The sequence below is a fragment of the Nocardiopsis ganjiahuensis DSM 45031 genome, from assembly GCF_000341085.1.
Taxonomy (GTDB): Bacteria; Actinomycetota; Actinomycetes; order Streptosporangiales; family Streptosporangiaceae; genus Nocardiopsis; species Nocardiopsis ganjiahuensis.
In genome coordinates, this window is record NZ_ANBA01000009.1 from 425318 (window position 1) to 444404 (window position 19087).

The 19087-nt window shown below is 71.9% G+C and carries 16 protein-coding genes and 1 tRNA gene; 13 read left to right on the forward strand and 4 right to left on the reverse strand.

Annotated elements, in window-relative coordinates; all coding sequences use genetic code 11:
• Positions 1-33 precede the first annotated feature (33 nt).
• From D458_RS33460 to D458_RS0112995, 8 genes are all read left to right on the forward strand, one after another.
• The gene (locus D458_RS33460) at positions 34-390 is read left to right on the forward strand and encodes a hypothetical protein (protein WP_063825718.1); all 357 of its coding nucleotides are present in this window, start codon (positions 34-36) and stop codon (positions 388-390) included.
• Complete coding sequence (locus D458_RS0112965) at positions 387-2039, forward strand: hypothetical protein (RefSeq protein ID WP_026119254.1); 1653 nt, start codon at positions 387-389, stop codon at positions 2037-2039. Before D458_RS33460 ends, D458_RS0112965 begins: the two co-directional genes overlap by 4 nt.
• 86 nt (positions 2040-2125) lie before the next feature.
• Positions 2126-5425 (forward strand): right-handed parallel beta-helix repeat-containing protein, encoded by a 3300-nt coding sequence (locus tag D458_RS0112970; RefSeq protein ID WP_017587180.1) that lies wholly within the window; start codon positions 2126-2128, stop codon positions 5423-5425.
• A gap of 147 nt (positions 5426-5572) precedes the next feature.
• Positions 5573-6058, forward strand: a complete 486-nt coding sequence (locus D458_RS0112975; protein WP_017587181.1) for an SRPBCC domain-containing protein — start codon at positions 5573-5575, stop codon at positions 6056-6058.
• Between the two features lie 278 nt (positions 6059-6336).
• Positions 6337-7404 (forward strand): DUF2157 domain-containing protein, encoded by a 1068-nt coding sequence (locus D458_RS0112980; RefSeq protein WP_017587182.1) that lies wholly within the window; start codon positions 6337-6339, stop codon positions 7402-7404.
• Positions 7405-7542: 138 nt separating this feature from the next.
• Positions 7543-8763: a cation:proton antiporter gene (locus tag D458_RS0112985; protein WP_026119255.1), complete on the forward strand. Its 1221-nt coding sequence runs from the start codon at positions 7543-7545 to the stop codon at positions 8761-8763.
• Between the two features lie 632 nt (positions 8764-9395).
• Complete coding sequence (locus D458_RS0112990) at positions 9396-10163, forward strand: hypothetical protein (protein WP_017587184.1); 768 nt, start codon at positions 9396-9398, stop codon at positions 10161-10163.
• 35 nt (positions 10164-10198) lie between these two features.
• Positions 10199-10885 carry a class F sortase gene (locus tag D458_RS0112995; RefSeq protein ID WP_083936297.1) on the forward strand — a complete coding sequence of 229 codons (687 nt, stop codon included), beginning with the start codon at positions 10199-10201 and terminating at the stop codon, positions 10883-10885.
• A 335-nt stretch (positions 10886-11220) separates the two neighbouring features.
• Here the strand turns inward: D458_RS0112995 and D458_RS0113000 are convergent.
• Both D458_RS0113000 and D458_RS0113005 read right to left on the reverse strand, forming a co-directional pair.
• Positions 11221-11294, reverse strand: a tRNA-Pro gene (locus D458_RS0113000).
• Positions 11295-11504: 210 nt separating this feature from the next.
• On the reverse strand, positions 11505-12752 hold the full coding sequence (locus D458_RS0113005; protein WP_017587186.1) for an MFS transporter: 1248 nt from the start codon (positions 12750-12752) through the stop codon (positions 11505-11507).
• Between the two features lie 203 nt (positions 12753-12955).
• On the opposite strand from D458_RS0113005, the gene D458_RS0113010 reads away from it, so the two are divergent.
• From D458_RS0113010 to D458_RS0113025, 4 genes are all read left to right on the forward strand, one after another.
• A complete protein-coding gene (locus D458_RS0113010) occupies positions 12956-13552 on the forward strand; it encodes a TetR/AcrR family transcriptional regulator (RefSeq protein WP_026119257.1) in 597 nt (198 codons plus the stop codon).
• Between the two features lie 141 nt (positions 13553-13693).
• Positions 13694-14908 carry an MFS transporter gene (locus D458_RS33465; protein WP_017587188.1) on the forward strand — a complete coding sequence of 405 codons (1215 nt, stop codon included), beginning with the start codon at positions 13694-13696 and terminating at the stop codon, positions 14906-14908.
• Positions 14905-15876, forward strand: a complete 972-nt coding sequence (locus tag D458_RS0113020; RefSeq protein WP_017587189.1) for a helix-turn-helix domain-containing protein — start codon at positions 14905-14907, stop codon at positions 15874-15876. Before D458_RS33465 ends, D458_RS0113020 begins: the two co-directional genes overlap by 4 nt.
• Positions 15873-16421, forward strand: a complete 549-nt coding sequence (locus tag D458_RS0113025; RefSeq protein WP_017587190.1) for a dihydrofolate reductase family protein — start codon at positions 15873-15875, stop codon at positions 16419-16421. Before D458_RS0113020 ends, D458_RS0113025 begins: the two co-directional genes overlap by 4 nt.
• Positions 16422-16548: 127 nt before the next feature.
• On the opposite strand, the gene D458_RS0113030 is transcribed toward D458_RS0113025, so the two are convergent.
• Positions 16549-17067, reverse strand: coding sequence for a DUF523 domain-containing protein (locus tag D458_RS0113030; RefSeq protein ID WP_026119258.1), 519 nt, complete (start codon positions 17065-17067; stop codon positions 16549-16551).
• A gap of 98 nt (positions 17068-17165) precedes the next feature.
• Between D458_RS0113030 and D458_RS0113035 the strand changes: the two genes are divergently transcribed.
• The gene (locus D458_RS0113035) at positions 17166-18611 is read left to right on the forward strand and encodes an MFS transporter (RefSeq protein ID WP_017587192.1); all 1446 of its coding nucleotides are present in this window, start codon (positions 17166-17168) and stop codon (positions 18609-18611) included.
• 85 nt (positions 18612-18696) lie between these two features.
• On the opposite strand, the gene D458_RS0113040 is transcribed toward D458_RS0113035, so the two are convergent.
• Positions 18697-18993 (reverse strand): AbrB/MazE/SpoVT family DNA-binding domain-containing protein, encoded by a 297-nt coding sequence (locus tag D458_RS0113040; protein WP_017587193.1) that lies wholly within the window; start codon positions 18991-18993, stop codon positions 18697-18699.
• Between the last annotated feature and the right edge of the window lie 94 nt (positions 18994-19087).

The window sequence follows — 19087 nt, forward strand, 5'->3', positions numbered from 1 at the left end:
CGCCGCCCACCACAGAGTTTCAGGAGAGAACTGATGTCACCGGGACAGGGATTGTCCGCCTTCCCCGAAGGCATGACCAGGGACGGTTCGCGTATCCACGACGCGGCTGACTACACCGACGAACTCGTGGCGCGCACCCGCGCCGCGCGTGAGTCCCTCGGTACGCCGTGGGGGGAGAAGGGCGAGTACGCGGAACAGATGCAGAAAGCCATCGGGGAGGCCGAGGAGACCCTCTACCTCCTGCTGGACCACATCGCCGTGGCCCAGCGGCAGGCGGCCGACGGCACCGTCCGAACGGCTTCGGGATTCCAGGGTGCAGAGGACGCGAACCTCGACATCGCCGCCGGCACGGACCTCGACGGAACCGAGCGCCCCGGAGGGCGCAGATGAGTCCGCGCGCCGCGGCCGGGGACGGCCCCGCCGAACAGCCACCGGTCGGCGCCCGCCCCGCGCCGCCGTCCGAGAAGTCCTCCGCCGCCGAGGACTTCGATTCGGTGCTCAATGTCAGCGGTGCGGCCGCCGGAGAGCCTGCGGAGGCCCTCCCCGAGGCGGCCCCGGTCGCCGCCGAGGCGCCCGCGGAGGCGGAGGTTCCCGTCCGCCGGGTGGGATCGGTGGTCGGATCCGAGCGGGAGGCCGCGGTCGAGGCGGAACCCGCCCTCGACCGCCCCGGGGCGCCCGTGCTGGCGGGCGCGGCCATCGCCGGTCTCATCCTGGTCGCGGCCCCCTTCGCCGTGGTGACCGGAGGAGGGGCGGTGTCCCTGGACGTCACGGCGGGGGGCGAGCCGATCGCGGAGTCCCTCTCCGGCCAGTCCCAGAACGATGTGTCGGGTGACGGCGGGAGCTCCGGTGAGACCGGGAGCACCGGTTCGGCCGCTGCGGACGGCGGGAACGGGTCCCCCGTCACCGACACCCCGCCGGACACCGGCTACGTGCCGGAGGTCCGCGAGGACCTGTCCGCCCCGACCATGCCCGACCCGGGCGACGCGGGGGGAGGCTCGGCCGTGCACACCTCCTCCCCCGGTGGAGAGGCGGTCGGCGCCGAACCGCCCGTGCGGACGGGAACGGAACCGGACCCCGGTGCGACCGGACCGGGCACGGCGGACACACCGCGGGACGGCACGGACGCGGCGGCCGCTCCCGAAGGTTCCGGGGCCGCCGACGACACGGCCGACGGCGGCCCGGCGGAGAGGGCTCCGGCCGAGGGCGATCCGGCGGAGAGCGGCCCGGCAGGGGATGCTCCGGCGGAGGGCGCGGCCGACGGGCAGGCCCCCGCACAGGGCGACGGGACCGTGGCCGAAGACACCGCAGGGAGCGGTGGGGGTCAGAGCGACGACACCCCGGCGGAGGCCCTCTCCGAACCCGGTTCCACCGAGGGCTCCCCACCGGACACGCCGCACGGGGACGGCACGACCGGCCCCGAGGCCGTCGGCCCCCAGGACCCCCCGGTCACCGACGACGGCGGCGCGAACTCGTCGGTGATGGAAGCCGTCACCGAGCGTTTCGGCCCGGCCGAGGAGTCCTACCTCGCCGTCGCAGGGCCCGGATGCCCCGCCTCGACGGAGGCCTCCTACGGTCACGAGGGCCGCTGGGACACCGCCGAGGGGACCGACGGCTGGGCGACCCGGCCCGGCGGGTACGGAGGGGAGGGGTGCGCGGGCGACTACGACGCCGTCCCCGTCTCCGGCGACCCCGAGCAGGGGAACGGCCAGTACGCGGTGTGGACCTTCTCCCCCGGCAGAGAGGGCGTCTCCTGCGAGCTGTACGTCCACGTGCCCGACGACGAGAGCCCCCTGTGGGTGGCCCCCGGCGAGTCCCGCTACCTGATCCGTCCGGGCTCCGGCACCGAGGAGCCGCCCGCCGCGGTCTTCGGCTTCGACCAGTCGCAGGTACGCGGCGGCTGGGTCCAGGTCACGGGTTTCGTCACGCCCGCGGAGGAGTTCAGCATCGAACTCACCAACACCGGCGCGGACCCCCTCGCGGCCGAGGAGGGCACGAGCAGCCACGTCGCCGCCTCGGCCGTGCGGGCCTCCTGCTCCTGACACAGCTCGGCGGGGCGGTCGCAGCAGACCGCCCCGCCTTCCCCCATCCGGGCCGCACAAGGGCCCGGCGAACACGAAAGGCCACGATGAGCAGGCAGCTCCTCACCGTCAACCCCGGCGCGCAGGGAGCGCACGAGACGATCTCCGGTGCGCTGGAAGCGGCCTCGGGCGGTGCCCTGATCACCATCGCCCCCGGCCGTTACGAGGAGAACCTCGTCCTGCGCGAGGTCGTCACCCTGGTCGCACGCGACGGGCGCGGAAGCGTGGAGGTCACCAGTTCCTCCGGGAGCACCGTGCTCTCCGGCGCGGAAGCGGTCAAGCTCTCGGGACTGGTCCTGCGCGGCCGCGACGAGAAGCGCCCCACCGTGGACGTCCCCGCGGGCCAGGTCGAGATGGCCGACTGCGAGGTGGCCGGGACGTCCTGGGCCGCCGTCTCGGTGCGCGGCACCGGGGCCGTGGCGATGCGCGACAGCCGGGTCAGCTGTGCCGAGGGCGCGGGCGTGGTCATCGTCTCCCCCGGGCGCAGCCTGATCGAGGAGTGCGTGATCGAGGACGTCGCGACCAGCGCCCTGGTCCTCGGCGAGCAGGGGCGGCCGGTGGTCCGCTCCTGCGTGTTCCGCGACGCGGGCGGCAACGGGCTCTTCGCCAGCGGTGAGGCCGCGGGCCTGCTGGAGGGGTGCGAGATCACGGCGACCGGCAAGCCCGGGGTGGCCCTGGAGGACGGAGCCTCGACGACCCTGCGCGGACTGTACGTGCACCGCACCGAGAAGGACGGCATCGCCCTGGCGAGCCGGGCCCGCCCGGTGATCGAGGACTGCACGGTCGAGGAGGCGGGCGGTGACGGGATCGTGGTCCGCGGCAGCTGCGACCCCCAGGTGTCCCGCTCCAAGGTGATCCGATCGGCGGGGGCCGGGGTGCACGTCACGGAACGGGCCCGCGGCATGTTCAGCGACTGCGGGGTGGAGGATTCCCGGGGGGACGCGGTCCGCTCCGGGGGGCGCGCGTCGACGACCTTCCTGGGCCTGCGGGTGAAGGGCGGCCGCGGACTCCTGCTGGCCGAGGACAGCGTCGTCGAGTTCGACCGCGGAACGATCGACGGCACCGAGGGACACGGTGTCGTCATCACCGGCGGGGCGCCCTTCCTGCGCGGCATGACGGTGACGGACACCGGTGGGCACGGTGCGCTGTTGGAGGGTTCGGCCCGCGGCCGGCTGGAGGGGATGACGGTGGAGCGCACGCGCAGCGCCTCCGTGGCGGTGCGCGAGGGCGGGCGGCTGGAACTGGAGGGAGCGCGCATCACGGACGCGCGTGACGCGGGCGTGGCGGTGGGCCCTGACGGCGAGGCGGACCTGCGCGACTGCGAGATCTCCTCCTGCTCGGGAGACGGGATCTCGGTGCGCGACGGCAGCCGCGCGACGGTGCTGCGGACCCGGGTGCGAGAGGGGCGCCGCAACGGCGTGCTTCTGGCGGCCGGGGCCCGGGCCACCCTGCGCAGGTGCGAGGTGTTCGGCAACCGCGCCGACGGCGTGCTCGTCCACTCCACCGAGGACGTGGTGGTCGAGGACTGCACGGTGCGCGACAACGGCCGCTCCGGCCTGCGGCAGACCACGGCCAGCGACCGGGCCCGTACCGAGGACCTGCTCAGCCAGGGAAACGGCTCACCCGACGCGTTCGGCGAACAGGCCGGGACGGCCGTGCCCCTCGCCCCGCTTCCGGAGGAGGAGGACGAGGGCGACCGGACCTCGGGACCGCTGCTGGAGCTGGAGTCCCTGATCGGCCTGGCCAACGTCAAGCAGGAGGTGCGGACGCTGATCACCCGCAACCAGATGGCGCAGCGGCGCGCGGAGATGGGCCTGCCCACCCCGCCGATGAGCCGCCACCTGGTGTTCGGGGGCGCGCCCGGCACGGGCAAGACCACGGTCGCCCGCCTGTACGGGCGGATCCTCGCCGAGCTGGACGTGCTGCGCTACGGGCACGTCGTGGAGGTGGCCAGGGCCGACCTCGTGTCGCAGTACGTCGGTGGGACCGCCATCAAGACGACCGAGGTGTTCGAGCAGGCCAAGGGGGGCGTGCTCTTCCTCGACGAGGCCTACACCCTCTCCAGCGGCGCGGACTCGGGCAAGGGCCCCGACTTCGGCCGGGAGGCCATCGACACCCTGGTCAAGCTCATGGAGGACCACCGCGACGAGGTGGTGGTGATCGTCGCCGGGTACACGGAGGAGATGGAGCGCTTCCTGGAGGCCAACCCCGGCCTGGCGTCGCGTTTCAGCAAGACCGTCGACTTCGTCAACTACTCGGTGGACGAACTGACCGAGATCGTGCGCAAGCTCTGCGACGGGCACAGCTACCGGTTGGCGGCCGAGACCGAGGAGGCGCTGGCCGCCCTCTTCCAACAGATGCCCAAGGGGCCGGCGTTCGGCAACGCGCGTGAGGCCCGCAAGGTCTTCGAGGAGATGATCGACCGGCAGGCGCAGCGCCTGAGCGCCTCCTCCCCCGAGGACCACGACTCCCTCACCCTCCTGCTGCCGGAGGACCTGGGGACGCGGGGCGCCGAACGGGCGGTCTCCCCCGACGAGCGCGCACAGCAGGTCTCCGAACTCCGGGAGGAACTGGACGCCCTGGTGGGCCTGGGCCAGGTCAAGGACACCGTCAACGACCTCGCCAACCTGCTGCTCATGACGGAGCAGCGCAGGTCGATGGGGCTGCCCGTCTCCCAGATGAGCCACCATCTGGTGTTCACCGGCCCTCCCGGCACCGGTAAGACCACGGTGGCGCGCCTGTACGGGAGGCTCCTGCACACCCTCGGGGTGCTGCCGGGCGACCACGTGGTGGAGGCCGCCCGGTCGGACCTGGTCGGCCGCTACGTGGGACACACCGCGCAGCTCACCGCCGAGGTCTTCGAACAGGCCAGGGGCGGGGTGCTGTTCGTCGACGAGGCGTACACCCTCACGCCCAGGGGCGAGGGGAACGACTTCGGGCAGGAGGCCGTGGACACCCTGCTGAAGCTGATGGAGGACCACCGCGACGAGGTGGCGGTCATCGTCGCCGGGTACCCGGCCGAGATGGACCGCTTCATGGACTCCAACCCGGGTCTGGCCTCCCGCTTCAACCACCGGGTGGAGTTCCCCTCCTACAACGACGACGAGCTGGTCACCATCGTCACCCGGATGGCGGCCTCCTCGGGCTACGAGTGCGGCGCCGAGACCCTGCGGACCCTCGCGGCGCACTTCTCGACGGTGGAGCGGGACGGGTCGTTCGGTAACGCCCGATACGCCCGCCAGGTGCTGGAGCGGATGATCACCCGGCAGGCGGGCCGCCTGATGGGGCAGAAGACCCCCGCCACCCGGGAGGACTTCACGGCCCTGCTGCCCGTCGACGTGCCGTGAGAGGGGGCGGCGCAGGCGTCGGCCCGCGCGGACCGGGCGCGGCGGCGGAAATAGAACCGACACCTCCGGCGCTGTCCTGTTCGTACGAGCAGAACCCCTCACGCGGTCCGGCCCTGTGCCCGCTGCCACCGCACGGACTGGAGCGCCATGGCCCACACGGGAAACGCACCCGCGCTGCACGGCACGTTCACTCTGGACTACCCCCTGAAGGCCTCCCCCGACGCGGTGTTCGCCGCCTTCTCCCAGCTCAACCTGCGAAAGCTCTGGTCACGGCTGCCCGGACCCTCCGCCTCCTCCCGGCACGAACTCGACTTCAGGGTCGGGGGGATCGAGCACGCGACCAACACCTTCCCCGGCCTCGGGGGCCCGGAGGAGCTGGAGTCCCTGGACCACTTCCACGACATCGTCCCCGAGCGGCGGATCGTGTACACGCACACAGCGCGCGTCAACGGGCTCACCCGGTGGGTGTCACTGGCGACCGTGGAGCTCACCCCCGAGGACACCGGCACCCTGTTGACCTGGACCGAGCAGTACGCCTTCCTGGTCCTCACCGGCGACGGCACCCAGGACCGCGCCCACCTGGAGGGCGCGACCCGGCTGCGGCTCAACGGCCTGGCCGCCGTGGTCGAGTGACCCCGGCGGACGGGCACCGGCACTTCGACCCCGGTCAGGGGCCGGGAGGCACAGGCGCGCGAAGGCACCGCGAACCCGTGCACCGGCGGCGCCGCCCGGCGCCATGAGCCGTACGTGGCATCCGATCCCCTGGCGCTGCCGCACCGGACGATGATCGGCTCTCTGAGTACTCCTGCTCAGGACAGCACGGCCGTCGTGCGTTGGGATGGGGGCGTCGGCCCCGGGCGCAGGGGCGGACGGCAGTGGGCAGTTCGGAGTCGACGGGAAGGTGGTGCCCGATGGAGGCACGCGATGGGACCCGCGCCGAGGCGTTGGACGGACTCGTCGAACAAGGGGTGATCGACCGCGGACAGGCCGACGCGGTCGCCGCAGCCCTGGAGTCGGCAGCCGGGCGCCCGGGGACGAGGATCCGCTGGGCGGAGGTACTGGGCTACGTCGGCGGCGGGCTCGTGCTCGCGGCCGTGGGCACGTTCGTGGCCACCGCGTGGGACGTCCTGGAGCTCGGGGTCCGGGTCACGCTGCTCGTGGTGGTCGCCGCCGCGCTCGCGGCAGCCGGGTTCGGGATGGCCGGCGGCCCGGCCCTGCTCCGCCGGTCGGCGGAGACGGTCCCGGCCCGCCGTCGGCTCGGCGGTGCCCTGTTCGGACTGGCGGCGCTCTCCACGGCCTTCGCCGTCGCCGAGGCCGCGGAGGGAGCGCTGTCCTACGAGTCCGTACCGAGCCCGACCACCTTGGCGTCCGCTGCCGGACTGGTGGTCGCCCTGACCGCCTATGTGCTGCTGCGCTCCGCACCCGGGCTGGTCGCGGCCTGGGGCATGAGCGCCTTCCTCATCGGTTACGGGGTGGAGGAGGTGGTCTACGAACTCGTCGGATCGAACAGTGGGAGCGCATACTCCTCCGACGGATGGCAGGTGGCCTTCACCGCGGCCGGCGCGGGCCTGGTCCTCCTCGGCGCGGCGATGATCGCCCTCGCGGTGGTGGGCGTGCTGCGCGAGCAGGGGACCGCGGTCGGGCTCGGCGCGGTGACCGCGTACGCGGGAGCCCTGATGCTGGAGACGCCGATGGACTACGTCGCGGAGCTCGCCGTCGCAGCAGGCCTGTTCACCCTGTTCGCGCTGTGGCGCTCGGCGTCGCGCGGCCCCGGTGCGGCGCTCGTGTTCGGCGTGCTCGCCGCCACGGTCGCGGTTCCGCGGCTCGTCTGGGAGCTCACCGACGGTGAGGTGTCGGCCGCGGGTGTCCTGCTCGTCGCCGGCGCCGTGCTGCTCGTCGCCAGCGCGGTCGGCCTCCGGCTGCGCCGCCGGGTCGCCGCGCAGCCGCCCCTCCCCAGAGCGGAGCCGGACGCCCCCTAGCCCCGGCCGCCGGCCCCGGCGATCCGACCGGCGGTCTGCCCGTCACCCCTGCGCGGAGAACAGCTTCCAAGGCAGGTATTCGGTCAAGGACGAACGCGCCAACTCCCTGGTCAGCGCCCTCTTCGTTAGCATTCCAGCATGGCCGAGGGACACATGCTGGTGGACAACCTGATGTCGATGTGGTGGATCGCCCTGGCGGCGGTCCTCGGCCCTGTGCTGGCGCTGGTCACACGGCGCAAGGTTCCGGACGTGGTCTGGTTGCTGGTGTTCGGTGCGGTCATCGGCCCCCACGCCCTGGGACTGGCCGCCGAGACCGAATCGGTCCAGTTCCTGCGGGAACTCGGCCTGGGGTTCCTGTTCCTGTTGGCCGGCTTCGAGGTCGACACCACCGACATGCGCGGACGGCAGGGCAGGAACGCGGCGCTGACCTGGGGGCTGTGCGCCGTACTCGGGTTCGGCGCGGCGATGCTCCTGGTCCAGGGGGACACTCACGTCGCGATCGTGCTGGCCATCGCCTCGACGTCGACGGCTCTGGGCACCCTGCTGCCCATCGTCAAGGACTCCGGTGCGCTGGGGACGCCCCTGGGCCGGGCCACCATGGTCCACGGCGCCTACGGCGAGCTCCTGCCGATCGTGGCGATGTCGCTGCTGCTGTCCTCCCGGGGCACCTGGCAGGCCGCGGCGGTCCTGATCCTGTTCGCCGCGGTCGCGGTGCTCGTCGTCGTGGTCCCCGGGCGCTTCTTCAGCCGTGTCCCCCTGTTGAGGCGGGCCTTCGCCGGCGCCTCCAACACCACCATGCAGACCACCCTGCGCGCCACCGTGCTTCTCCTGGTCACACTGATGCTGCTGACCGCCGTCCTCGAACTCGACGTGGCCCTGGGCGCCTTCACGGCGGGCCTGCTGCTGAACACCGCCCTCAACGCCACCGCACCCGAGCACGCGGCCGAGATCATGCACAAGGTCGAGATCGTCGGGTTCAGCCTGCTGATCCCGGTGTTCTTCGTGACCAGCGGCATGAGCATCGACTTCCTGGCCGTCGCCTCCCGGTGGCCCCTGCTGCTCGGCTTCGTCGCCGTGATCCTGCTGGTGCGCGGACTACCGGTCTTCCTCCGCGAACGGTGGACCACGACGCACTCCGGGCTGACCGCGACGGGCGATCACGCCGCCCTCGGCCTGTACGCCGCGACGGGCCTGCCCATCATCGTGGCCGTGACCCAGGTCGCGGTGTCCTCGGAGATCATCGACGACACCGTCGCCTCCGTCATGGTCACCGCGGGCGCCCTCACGGTCCTGCTCTTCCCGTACACGGCCTCCCGCATCGCGCGGAAGGAGGCGGACGGGGGGCGGCCCTTCCGGTAACCGCCGGCTCATCCGGTTTCCAGGCCCGCCGCGGCACGCATCAGTCGGCGGGCGCGGGCCGGAGCGCCCGGGTCCGCCAGCAGTTGGATCTGTGGTTGGCGGCCATGGAGATACCGACCAGCACGGTCGCCAGGTCCCCGGGGGAACCGCCGCCGGGGAAGGGGCAGTCCTCCAGGTAGCCGACCCGGAGTTCGATCAGCCGGGCGAGCCGTTCCGGTCCGGGCGGCCCTCCTGAGGCAGGGTCGATGACCGCCGCGCGGAAGATGTCGACGGCCCGGTCGGGGGTCTGCTCCAGGAGTGCCTCCCTGGAACCGAACGGTCCGTCACGGGTCCTACGAGTCCGCTGAGCGGATCCGGCGGCGTCTACGTCCCTGCGCTACCGGAGGGCCCGAAGCCCTTCCCCGTTCAGCACGGTCAAGAGGGTGTTCAGGCCTGTCGTCACACACGGATCACGGGCACCCTCGCCGCTTTGACGGGTCCGAACTCCGGATCTGCTCGTCCAGGGGGCAAACAACGACCCAGGATCTGGAAAGGCAGGCGTGTGAAGGTTCGCCTGGCCAGGGTTCTGCCTCAAAGCTCGACTCACCGCCCCGCTTCCACCGAGGACCCGGGGCTGTTTCGAGGGAGAATCCATGAAGTACCGGAAGCTGGCCCTGCTGGCGTTCGCTCTGCCCGCCGGCGTACTCACCGCCGCGGCGCCGGCCTCGGCCGAGGAGGCGATGACGCTGCACGCCGACCTCACCGCGCTCAACGACTCCGGCGCGCACGGCACCTCCACGGTGACGATCGAGGGCACCAGGGTCACCGTCGACATCGAGTCGTCCGGTTTGTTGGCCGACCAGCCGCACGCCCAGCACTTCCACATCGGCGGCACGAACATGTGCCCGGGCCCGGACGTCGCTGACGACATCGAGGACGATGACCGCCTCAGCACCACCGAGGGGCAGCCCTTCTACGGGGAAATCAAGACCTCGCTGACCACCGAGGGCGACACCTCACCCGACAGCGGTCTGGCGGTCGACCGCTTCCCCGTCGCCGGCGCCGACGGCCATGTCACCTACCACCGGACCTTCGAGGTGCCCGAGGACGTGGCCTCCTCGATCAGGGCCGGTGAGGCCGTGATCGTCCAGCACGGCCTGGACTACAACGGCAACGGCGAGTACGACGCCGACGGCGGCGGCGCCAGCGACCTGGACCCGGAGCTGCCCGCAGAGGCCACCGACCCCGCCACGTGCGGCAAGCTCACGCCGGCACCAGAGGGCGGCATGGCCGCGGGCGGCGGCGGTGCCGGCTCCGCGGGCCCTGACGCCCTGATGCTCGGCTCCGGTGCGGCCCTGGTCGCCGCGGCGGGTGCGGGCGCGGGTTTCCTGTTCCGTCGGCGCATGGTCCAGGGGCACTGACATGAGCGGGCACGCATCGTCCGAAGGCTCGGCCGATGAGTTCTGAAGGCCCGCGTACCCGCGAGGGCCGCCGCAGGGTCCCTGCGGTGGCTCTCGCCGTGGCCGCGACAGTGGGAGCCCTGCTGATCGCCTCCGCGCTCACCCCGGGTCGCGACTCGGCACCGCCGGCGAGTGACGGCGTCCAGACCCAGCGGAGCACCGGAGAGGGGCCACAGGCGGAGCGCACCTCCCCGCCGAGACCCGAAACCCGTACGCGGGTGTTCCCGTACTCCGAACCGGTAGGGCTGGAGATCGAGACGATCGGTGTGGACGTCGACGGCCTCGTCCGCCTGGGGCTGGAAGAGGACGGTGAGATCGAGGCGCCCGAGGACTACGACGCGGCGGGCTGGTACGAACACGGTCCCACCCCCGGACAGGCGGGCCCCGCCGTCATCGGCGGCCACGTCGACTCGCGGACCGCACCGGCGGTGTTCCACCGCCTGGGCGAACTCCGGCCCGGGGACGTGGTCCGTGTGGAGCGCACCGATGAGACCACGGCGACCTTCACCGTCTACGCGGTCGAGCAGTACCCCAAGAACGGCTTTCCGACCGATCGGGTCTACGGACCCACCGGCGGCGGTGCCGAGCTACGACTGATCACGTGCAGCGGACGGTTCGACGAGGCCACGCGCAGTTACCAGAGCAATACCGTGGTCTACGCGGAACTGGCCCCGGAGTCCTGAACCTCCAGCGCAGGACACTCCCACCTGCTCTGGGTTCTGCTACCGGGCGTGATGATCGACACGGAAGCGGTGCGGCTCGCCTCGCCACGGACACCGGCCACCATATCGAGGAGATCTCCCTGTTGGTCGGCCGTAACGGCACCGGCACCACCGAACGTGTCTACCGCCGCCAAATGCGGCCGGTACGCCGATCCGCGGCAACCGCGATGAACGAGATCCTGCACGACGTGGGCTCACGCCCCACGCAACCCGGTCCTCCCCCACTTTTACCCCACCAGGAACGCAGAAAGAGGCCCACCAGATGGTGGACCCCTCTATGACCTGCTACTTCTCTGTCGGGACGGCGGGATTTGAACCCACGACCCCTTGACCCCCAGTCAAGTGCGCTACCAAACTGCGCTACGTCCCGGCCGCTGGTGGGACGCCGTCCCCGGCGTCACCAACGGGGACGACTCTATCGCATCTTCTGAGGCGTTCGCACCACCGTTTCCGGCCCCCGCGGACGGGCGCACCACCCCCTCGCGACACCCTTCCGGCCCTGTCGGCCCGCGCTCCCGTCCCCGCTCAGGGGCGGCGGCCCGCCGTCCGTCCCGACGGTCACCGGCTGGAGCGTTCCGCCTCAGGCGGCCTCCGGCACCGCCGTGGTCAGGGACCTGGCCCGGCGGTCGAAGGCCAGCCGTAGGCCCACCAGCACCATCGGGACCGCCGCCATCACGAAACCCCAGCGCACGTCCCCGGTGACCAGGAGCCCCATCAACCCGAGGGAGACCGGTTCCAGGACCACGCGCGGCAGGCTCAGCACACTGCTGATCCGGCCGAGGACCTCCGGTGGCGTGCGGGTCTGGACGAAGGTCGGCAGGGCGACGTCCGTGGAGTAGGCCACACCCACGCCCAGCACGGCGAGCAGGGCCGCGGCCAGCCACACGTGGGGCAGGAAACCCAGGAACGCGAACGCGGCCCCCTCCACCAGGGTCATACAGATGATGAGCAGGCCCCAGCGGCGGGGCAGCCCCGTGAACACGGCGGAGACGGTCCCGACCAACTGCCCCAGGCCCCAGGCGGAGAGGAGCAGGCTGAGCCCCAGGGCCCCGCCGGGAAGGCTCTGCGCGAGCGCGGGCAGCCCCACGGCGAAGAGCCCGCTGTAGCTCAGGGTCGCCGCGCCGATGAGCAGGAGCACGGTCCGGATCTCGCGGCTGCGGCGCGCGTACCCCAGGCCGTCCACGATCTCCCGGACCACGGCGCGGACCGGCTCGGCCCCGTGCCCGGGCGGCGGCCTGCGGGGGGCGGCGAGCACGCTGAGCGCCGCCGCGAAGAACGTGGCGGAGGTCAGCGCAACGGCCGGAGCCGCCCCCGCGGCGACGATGAGCACGCCGCCGAGCGCCGGTCCGAGCAGGCGGCCGATCTGCTCACTGAACCCCATCATGGCGTTGGCCCGGTCCAGGCTCGCGGCCGGTACCAGGCTCGGCAGGATGCTGCTGCTGGAGGGCCAGTAGAAGGCCTCGGCGACTCCGGCGACCAGCCCCAGGGCGTACAGGTGCCACACCTGGACGGAGTCGGCCAGGGCCAGCAGCCCGAGGAGCCCGACGGCGGCGCCCCGGGTCAGGTGCGAGCAGAACATGACGGTGCGCGGCGACCACCGGTCCGTCACGGCCCCGCCCAGGAGCAGGAGCACCCCGCGCGGCACGGCCTGCGTCATCATGATCGCGGCGAGGGCTCCGGCTGATCCGGTCTCGGCGAACACGAGCCAGACGAAGACCACCGTGAAGCTGAAGTCGCCCAGCAGGGCCAGCATCTCGCCGAACCACACCGTGCGGAAGGAGCGCTGCCGCAACAGCCTTCGCACCTGTGCGGGGGCCGGGGCTCCCATTCGCCGTCCTCTGGTGTTCGACACACGGCAGCGGGTCGCCGACGTACGGGTCAGCGTACTGAGGGTGTTCGTCGGGATCCAGCGAATAACGCCGGAGGCCCCGAGCTCCCCGGAGGCGGGCGGAAACCGGCCTCCACCCCTGCGGCCGCTCTCTCACGCCAGAGTTTTGTTCAATTCAGTCCAAAACCTGCTACCGTCTCCCCATGGGAAGACCGCGCCAGTTCGACGAGGAGCGAGTGGTCCGGGCCGCCTACGGCGAGTTCTGGAACAAGGGGTTCGACGGTACGTCCACGGCCGACCTGTGCCGGGCGACCGGACTGCCCCGGAGCAGCCTCTACAACACGTTCCACTCCAAGGAGCACCTGTTCCGGCGGGCGCTCGCGCACTACGTCACCACCATGACCGCCCGCCAGAGCGCCGTCCTGGACACCCCCGGGACCACTGCCCTGGAGCGCGTGCGCGCCCTCCTGGCCGTGATCGTCGAGGACGAGGCCGCGAACCAGGCGAACGGCCGCGGAGCGGGCTGCTTCACCGTCAACACCATCACCACTGTGGCCTCACGCAACCCCGACATCGCCCAGCTGGTCGACGCCGACCTGCGACGACGCCTCTCCGGTCTGCGCCTGACCCTCATGGACGGCCAGCTCGACGGTTCCGTCGCCGCCGACCGCGACCCCGGGGAACTGGCCTGGTACGTGACCTCCCTGATCTACGGGATGCGGGTCGCTGCCCAGTCGGGCGCCGGACGCCGGACCCTGGAGGGCATCGCCTCGACCGGTGTCGCCGCGCTCACCCCCTGAAGCGCCCGCCCGGGACCACCCTTCCTCCCAGCCGACTCGCCCCCTTCGACCGACCGACCCTCCCCTGACCGCCCCGCTCGGCGAGCCGTGACCCCGCACGCCCTCATTTTGGACCGATCAATACAAAAAGGCGGAACCTCCATGCCCAAGTCCGTGTACCTCATGGCGCTCGGCATCTTCGCCATGGTCACCAGCGAACTGCTCGTTGGCGGACTCATGCCGCAGATGTCCGATGCCCTGGGTGCCACCATCCCGCAGATCGGTTACCTCATCACCGCGTTCGCCCTGGCCATGGCGCTCGGCGGCCCGATCGTGGCCCTCGCGGTCCTGAGACTGCGCACCCACCACGCGCTCCTGACCCTGTTCGCCCTCTTCTTCGCGGGCAACGCCCTGGCCGCGCTGTCCACGGAGTACTGGCCCATGGTGGCCGCACGAGTGGTCACCGGCGCCGCCGCCGGAGCGTTCTTCGGCGTCGCCCTGTCCGCCGTCGCCCAGGTCGCCCCCGCACACCTGCGCGGTCGCGCCACCGGCCTGGCCCTGCAGGGCCTCATGGTGGGCACCCTGCTGGGCCTTCCGCTGTCCTCTCTCATCGGCGGCCAGTTCGGCTGGCGGGCCGCCTTCGTCTTCGTCGGAGCGCTGACCCTGGTCGTCGCGGTCGCCACCGTGCCGGCGCTGCCCCGCCTGGACAGGTCCGATGACGCCGGACGGCTGCGCACCGAGATCGAGGTGTTCACAAGGCCGCGGCTGTGGCTGGTCATGGGCACCTCGACCCTCGTCATCGGCGCCACCTTCGCGGCCTTCTCCTACTTCACGCCCGTCCTCACCGAGATCACCGGGTTCTCCCGTGACCTCGTGCCGCTGCTGTTGCTCGCCTACGGCGGCGCGACCGTGATCGGCAACGCCGTCGTCGGACGCCTGGCCATGTCGCACACCATCACCGTCATCGTCGCGGGCCTGGCGCTCAATACGGCCTTCCTCGTCGTCTTCGCCCTGTTCGCCGATGTCGCGGCGCTCGCCCTGCTGGCGATGGTGGGCATCGGCCTGGTCGGCATCCCCCTGAACCCGGCGATGATCACGCGTGTCCAGCGCGCGGGCAACCCGCGGGCCCTGGTCAACACCGTGCACTCCTCGTTCATCACCATGGGCGTCGTACTCGGCTCCTGGTTCGGCGGCATGGGCATCGACGCCTTCGGCCTGCGCGCACCGCTGTGGGTCGGCGTCGGCCTCGCCCTGCTCGCGTTGCTGGCGATGGTGCCGCCCGCGCTCAGAGCGGTGCGGGTCGGACACGAGGCCGCGGACACCGCGCAAGAACGGTCAAGCGGCGGCGAGGGTCCGGAGAACATACTGGTCACATGACCGAACCCACCGCCACGCCCGCTTCAGGGCGTGACCGTCTGCGTGAACTGCTCGACGCGGTCCTGGACGAGAACAACACCCGGCTGAGCGAGATGGCGGGGCAGACCTACACCTCACCCTTCCACTTCAGCCGGGTCCTGTCCCGCGACACCGGTGAGTCCCCGGTGGCACTGCGCCGCCGGGTCCTGCTGGAGCGGGCCGCCTGGCAGATCGGGCAGGGCACCAGCGTCACGGACGCGGCGTTCGAGGCCGGATACGCGTCGGTGGAGGGGTTCACGCGGGCCTTCGCGCGGGCCTTCGGTCATCCGCCCAGCGCCACCACGGCGGGCAGCGGCCGATGGCTGCCCGCACCGAACGGCGTCCACTTCCACCCGCCGATCCACCTGTGGGTGGAGGAGAAACCGAGAGGACGCCCCGGCATGGACGTGACCGCGCTCCAGACCCACCACGACGTGGACGACACCGCCCTGCTCATCCGGCTCGCCGCGGATCTGCCCGAGGAGGAGTACAGGAAGGTCCGGGAACCGGGCCGGACCGTGCTGGTCTGGGACGGGCCCGAGGAGTCGATCGCCACCACCCTGGACCGCCTGGTGTGGTCCAAGGAGGTCTGGCTCGCCTCCATCGAGGGCGCCGACCTCCCCGCCCACGGCGCCGACGACCCGGAGTCGCTGCGGGTCCGGCACGAGGAGGCCGCGGCGCGCTGGATCGCCACCGTCGCCGACATCGGGCGGCGGGACGCCTGGGGTGACCGGCTCATCGACGCGCTGTGCGACCCCCCGGAGAGCTTCCTGCTCGGCGGGGTGGTCGCCCACGTGCTCACCTACTCCGCGCACCGCAGGCAGAGCGTGCGGCACATGCTGCGCGCGGCGGGGGTCGAGGTGGGCCACGGTGACCCGCTGGAGTGGTTGCAGGAACGGCACGAGCAGCACCGGAACGAAGCACCGAGGAAACGGGGAGAGACAACATGAGCAGGACCGTGTACGAGACCGCCACCAGCCTGGACGGGTTCATCGCCGACGAGGACAACTCGCTGGAGTGGCTGTTCGCCGTGGAGGGCGCACAGGAGGGCGAGGCGATCGACTCGACCGCCGAGTTCATCAAGAACGCGGGGGCGATCGTGCTGGGCGCGACCACCTACGAGTGGATCAACGAGCACGAGGGCGACAAGCCCTGGCCGTACGAGGTGCCCACCTGGGTGCTCACCCACCGGAAGCTCCCCCGGGTCGAGGGCGACCTCCGCTTCACCAGCGCCGACACCGACCAGGAACTGCGGGACCTGCACGCGGAGATGGTCGAGGCCGCCGACGGCCGCGACATCTGGGTGGTCGGCGGCGGACGGATCGCCGCGAACCTGGCCCGGCTGGGGCTGCTGGACGAGGTGCGGGTGTCCGTCGCGCCGGTCAGCCTGGGCGGCGGGGCTCCCCTACTCGACGGGCGGGTCCAGCTGCGGCCGCTGGGTGCCAAGCTCGCGGGAGCCTTCGCCTGCCTGAACTACGAGGTCGTCAAGGACTGATCCGGCCCCGACCCCGGTGGCCGAGGGGCGTCGCCGTACCGGCGGCGCCCCTCGGCGTGTACCAGGGAAAGCCGAAAGGCGGAGGGGACCCGCCGAGCGCGCCCGGGGCTCGGCGTGCCAGAGGGGATCAGCCGGTTCCCGTCTTCGCCCCGTCCGCTTCCAGAGCCCTGAGCCGTTCCGCCGCCCGGGCGACCTCGTTCTCGTTGAACACGGCCACCCCGTGCTCGCGGAGCAGGTGCGCGGTCACACCCTCACCCGGCGTCTTGCGGCCCCCGAAGGTCCCGTCGTACACCTCGTGCAGCCCGCAGGAGGGGCTGGACTCCTTGAGCAGGGCCACCTCCACCCCGTGCGCCCGGGCGGTGGCCAGCGCCGAACGCGCACCGGACACGAAGTGGTCGGTCACGTCGGCGCCCTCGGGGGTGAGGATGCGGGCCCGGCCCGCGAGCACGTCGGCGGCGTCCGCGCCCGGTTCGATCTCGGCGGGCGGCCGGGGCACCGGCAGTCCGCCGGCGATCTCGGGGCAGAGCACGACCAGGCGGCCCTCCTCACGCCAGCGGGTGACCGTGTCGTCCCCCACCGGTTTGGCCTGTCCGTCGTAGCGAACCCTGCGCCCCATCAGACACGCGCTGACCAGTACTTTACGCATGCTGCCACGCTACCGCCGGGCGACACGTACACCTCCCACCCTTTCGTCACCCCAGGTGCTTATCTATGTACTTCAGGTGATTTCACCGAAGGAGAGACGTGAGCGAACAACCGGGCCGGCGGACCCTGAGAACCGATCACAAGGCCACTCGCAAGGCCGTCACCGCCGCGGCGATCGGCAACGCGACGGAGTGGTACGACTTCGGTGTCTACAGCTACCTCGCGGTGACCATCGGGCTGGTCTTCTACCCGTCTCAGTCGCCGGGCGTGCAGCTCATCGCCACCTTCACCACGTTCGCCGCGGCCTTCCTCGTCCGCCCGCTCGGCGGCATGTTCTTCGGCCCGCTCGGCGACCGGATCGGCCGCAAGCACGTCCTGGCGTTCACCATGCTGCTCATGGCCGTCAGCACGTTCTCGATCGGCCTCATCCCCTCGGCCGCCACCATCGGCATCGCCGCGCCGATCCTGCTCCTGGTGGCCCGGATGCTCCAGGGCTTCTCCACCGGCGGTGAGTACGGCGGGGCCACCACGTTCATCGCCGAGTACGCGCCGGACAGGCGCCGCGGCTTCCTCGCCTCCTGGCTGGAGTTCGGCACGGTCAGCGGTTACGTCGGCGGTGCCGCCGTCGTCACCGTGATGACCCTGCTCCTGGGCGCCGACGCCATGCAGGCCTGGGGCTGGCGCATCCCGTTCCTGCTGGCCCTGCCGCTCGGCGCCGTCGGCCTCTACCTCCGGGTGAAGCTGGAGGACACCCCGGTCTTCAACGAGAACACCGACGGCTTCGCCAAGGGCGCCGGGGGCGAGCGGCGCAAGGGCCAGCTCAGGGAGACCGTCGTGGGCCAGTGGCACGCCATGGTGCTGTGCATCGGCCTGGTCCTGGTCTTCAACGTCAACAACTACATGGTGACCGCGTACATGCCCACCTACCTGGAGGCGGAGCTGGGATACGGCACGACCCTGGCCCTGGTGGTGACCTTGGGCGCCATGGTGTTCATGCTGGCGACCGTGACCCTGTTCGGCCGCCTGAGCGACAGGGTGGGCCGCAGGCCGGTCCTGCTCTCCGGAAGCCTCTTCGCGATCGTGCTGTCCCTGCCGGCCTTCTGGATGCTGCAACAGGGCAGTCCGTGGACCGCGACCCTGGGGGTGGTGGTGCTGGCGGTCACCCTGGTGCACTTCTCCGGTGCGGCCCCCGCCGCGCTCCCGGCCTTCTTCCCGACCAAGGTCCGCTACGGTGCCCTGGCCATCGCCTTCAACGTCTCGGTGGCCCTGTTCGGCGGCACCACCCCGCTGATCGCCGAGTCGCTGGTGCAGTCCACCGGCAACCTGTACTCGCCCGCCTGGCTGGTGATGGCCGCCGGCGCCGTGGGCGTCCTGGTGGTCTGGCGGATGAAGGAGAGCGCCGGGAAGCCGCTGCCCGGCGCCCCGGCCATCCCGGTCCCCGAACGCGCTCCGAAGGCCACGGGGAGACTGCCCTACCCGAGGAGCGGTGGGAGCGGCTCGGGCATCCGGGGCAGCAACGTCCGCCGCCTGCCCTCGGACTCCTGACCGGCCCGGCCCGCGCACACGGAAGGGGCGTCCCGCCAGTGCGGCGGGGCGCCCCTTCCGTGTGTCCGGAGGATCCGGCCTGTGACTAGGGGCCCGGTTCGGGCCTGGGCCCGGCCTCCGGATCCTCCTCGTCGATGTGCTCTCGGACCGCGGACTTCAGGACCGGGGAGAAGTCCACGTTCCCCAGGATGCGGTCGACCGTCATCAGGGCGAGCCCCTGCTCGGGGTCGCCCAGGACCAGCAGCTTGTCACCCGGGGAGATGCCCAGGTCACGGCGGGCCTGAGCCGGGAGCGAGATCTGGCCGCGTTCGCTGACCGTCACCGCACCGTAGAACCCCCGGCCGCCGGGCCCGTAGGGCGCACCGTCCGCCTTCTCAGCCACCTGGTCACCGCTTTCTCGCACACGTTTTACACAGCGTATCAAGCGGATCATGTGGCCTTCCGACCGAAGCTCGCGCATGCTTTACATGATTTAC

Excerpts from the sequence above, each read along its gene's own strand:
- D458_RS0113005 (WP_017587186.1), bottom strand. The coding sequence starts at position 12,752 with ATGGGAGCCCCGGCCCCCGCACAGGTGCGAAGGCTGTTGCGGCAGCGC.
- D458_RS0112965 (WP_026119254.1), top strand. The coding sequence starts at position 387 with ATGAGTCCGCGCGCCGCGGCCGGGGACGGCCCCGCCGAACAGCCACCG.
- D458_RS0113025 (WP_017587190.1), top strand. The coding sequence starts at position 15,873 with ATGAGCAGGACCGTGTACGAGACCGCCACCAGCCTGGACGGGTTCATC.
- D458_RS0113020 (WP_017587189.1), top strand. The coding sequence starts at position 14,905 with ATGACCGAACCCACCGCCACGCCCGCTTCAGGGCGTGACCGTCTGCGT.
- D458_RS0112980 (WP_017587182.1), top strand. The coding sequence starts at position 6,337 with ATGGAGGCACGCGATGGGACCCGCGCCGAGGCGTTGGACGGACTCGTC.
- D458_RS0112975 (WP_017587181.1), top strand. The coding sequence starts at position 5,573 with ATGGCCCACACGGGAAACGCACCCGCGCTGCACGGCACGTTCACTCTG.
- D458_RS33465 (WP_017587188.1), top strand. The coding sequence starts at position 13,694 with ATGCCCAAGTCCGTGTACCTCATGGCGCTCGGCATCTTCGCCATGGTC.
- D458_RS0112995 (WP_083936297.1), top strand. The coding sequence starts at position 10,199 with ATGAGTTCTGAAGGCCCGCGTACCCGCGAGGGCCGCCGCAGGGTCCCT.
- D458_RS0113030 (WP_026119258.1), bottom strand. The coding sequence starts at position 17,067 with ATGCGTAAAGTACTGGTCAGCGCGTGTCTGATGGGGCGCAGGGTTCGC.
- D458_RS0113010 (WP_026119257.1), top strand. The coding sequence starts at position 12,956 with ATGGGAAGACCGCGCCAGTTCGACGAGGAGCGAGTGGTCCGGGCCGCC.
- D458_RS0112970 (WP_017587180.1), top strand. The coding sequence starts at position 2,126 with ATGAGCAGGCAGCTCCTCACCGTCAACCCCGGCGCGCAGGGAGCGCAC.
- D458_RS33460 (WP_063825718.1), top strand. The coding sequence starts at position 34 with ATGTCACCGGGACAGGGATTGTCCGCCTTCCCCGAAGGCATGACCAGG.
- D458_RS0112985 (WP_026119255.1), top strand. The coding sequence starts at position 7,543 with ATGGCCGAGGGACACATGCTGGTGGACAACCTGATGTCGATGTGGTGG.
- D458_RS0112990 (WP_017587184.1), top strand. The coding sequence starts at position 9,396 with ATGAAGTACCGGAAGCTGGCCCTGCTGGCGTTCGCTCTGCCCGCCGGC.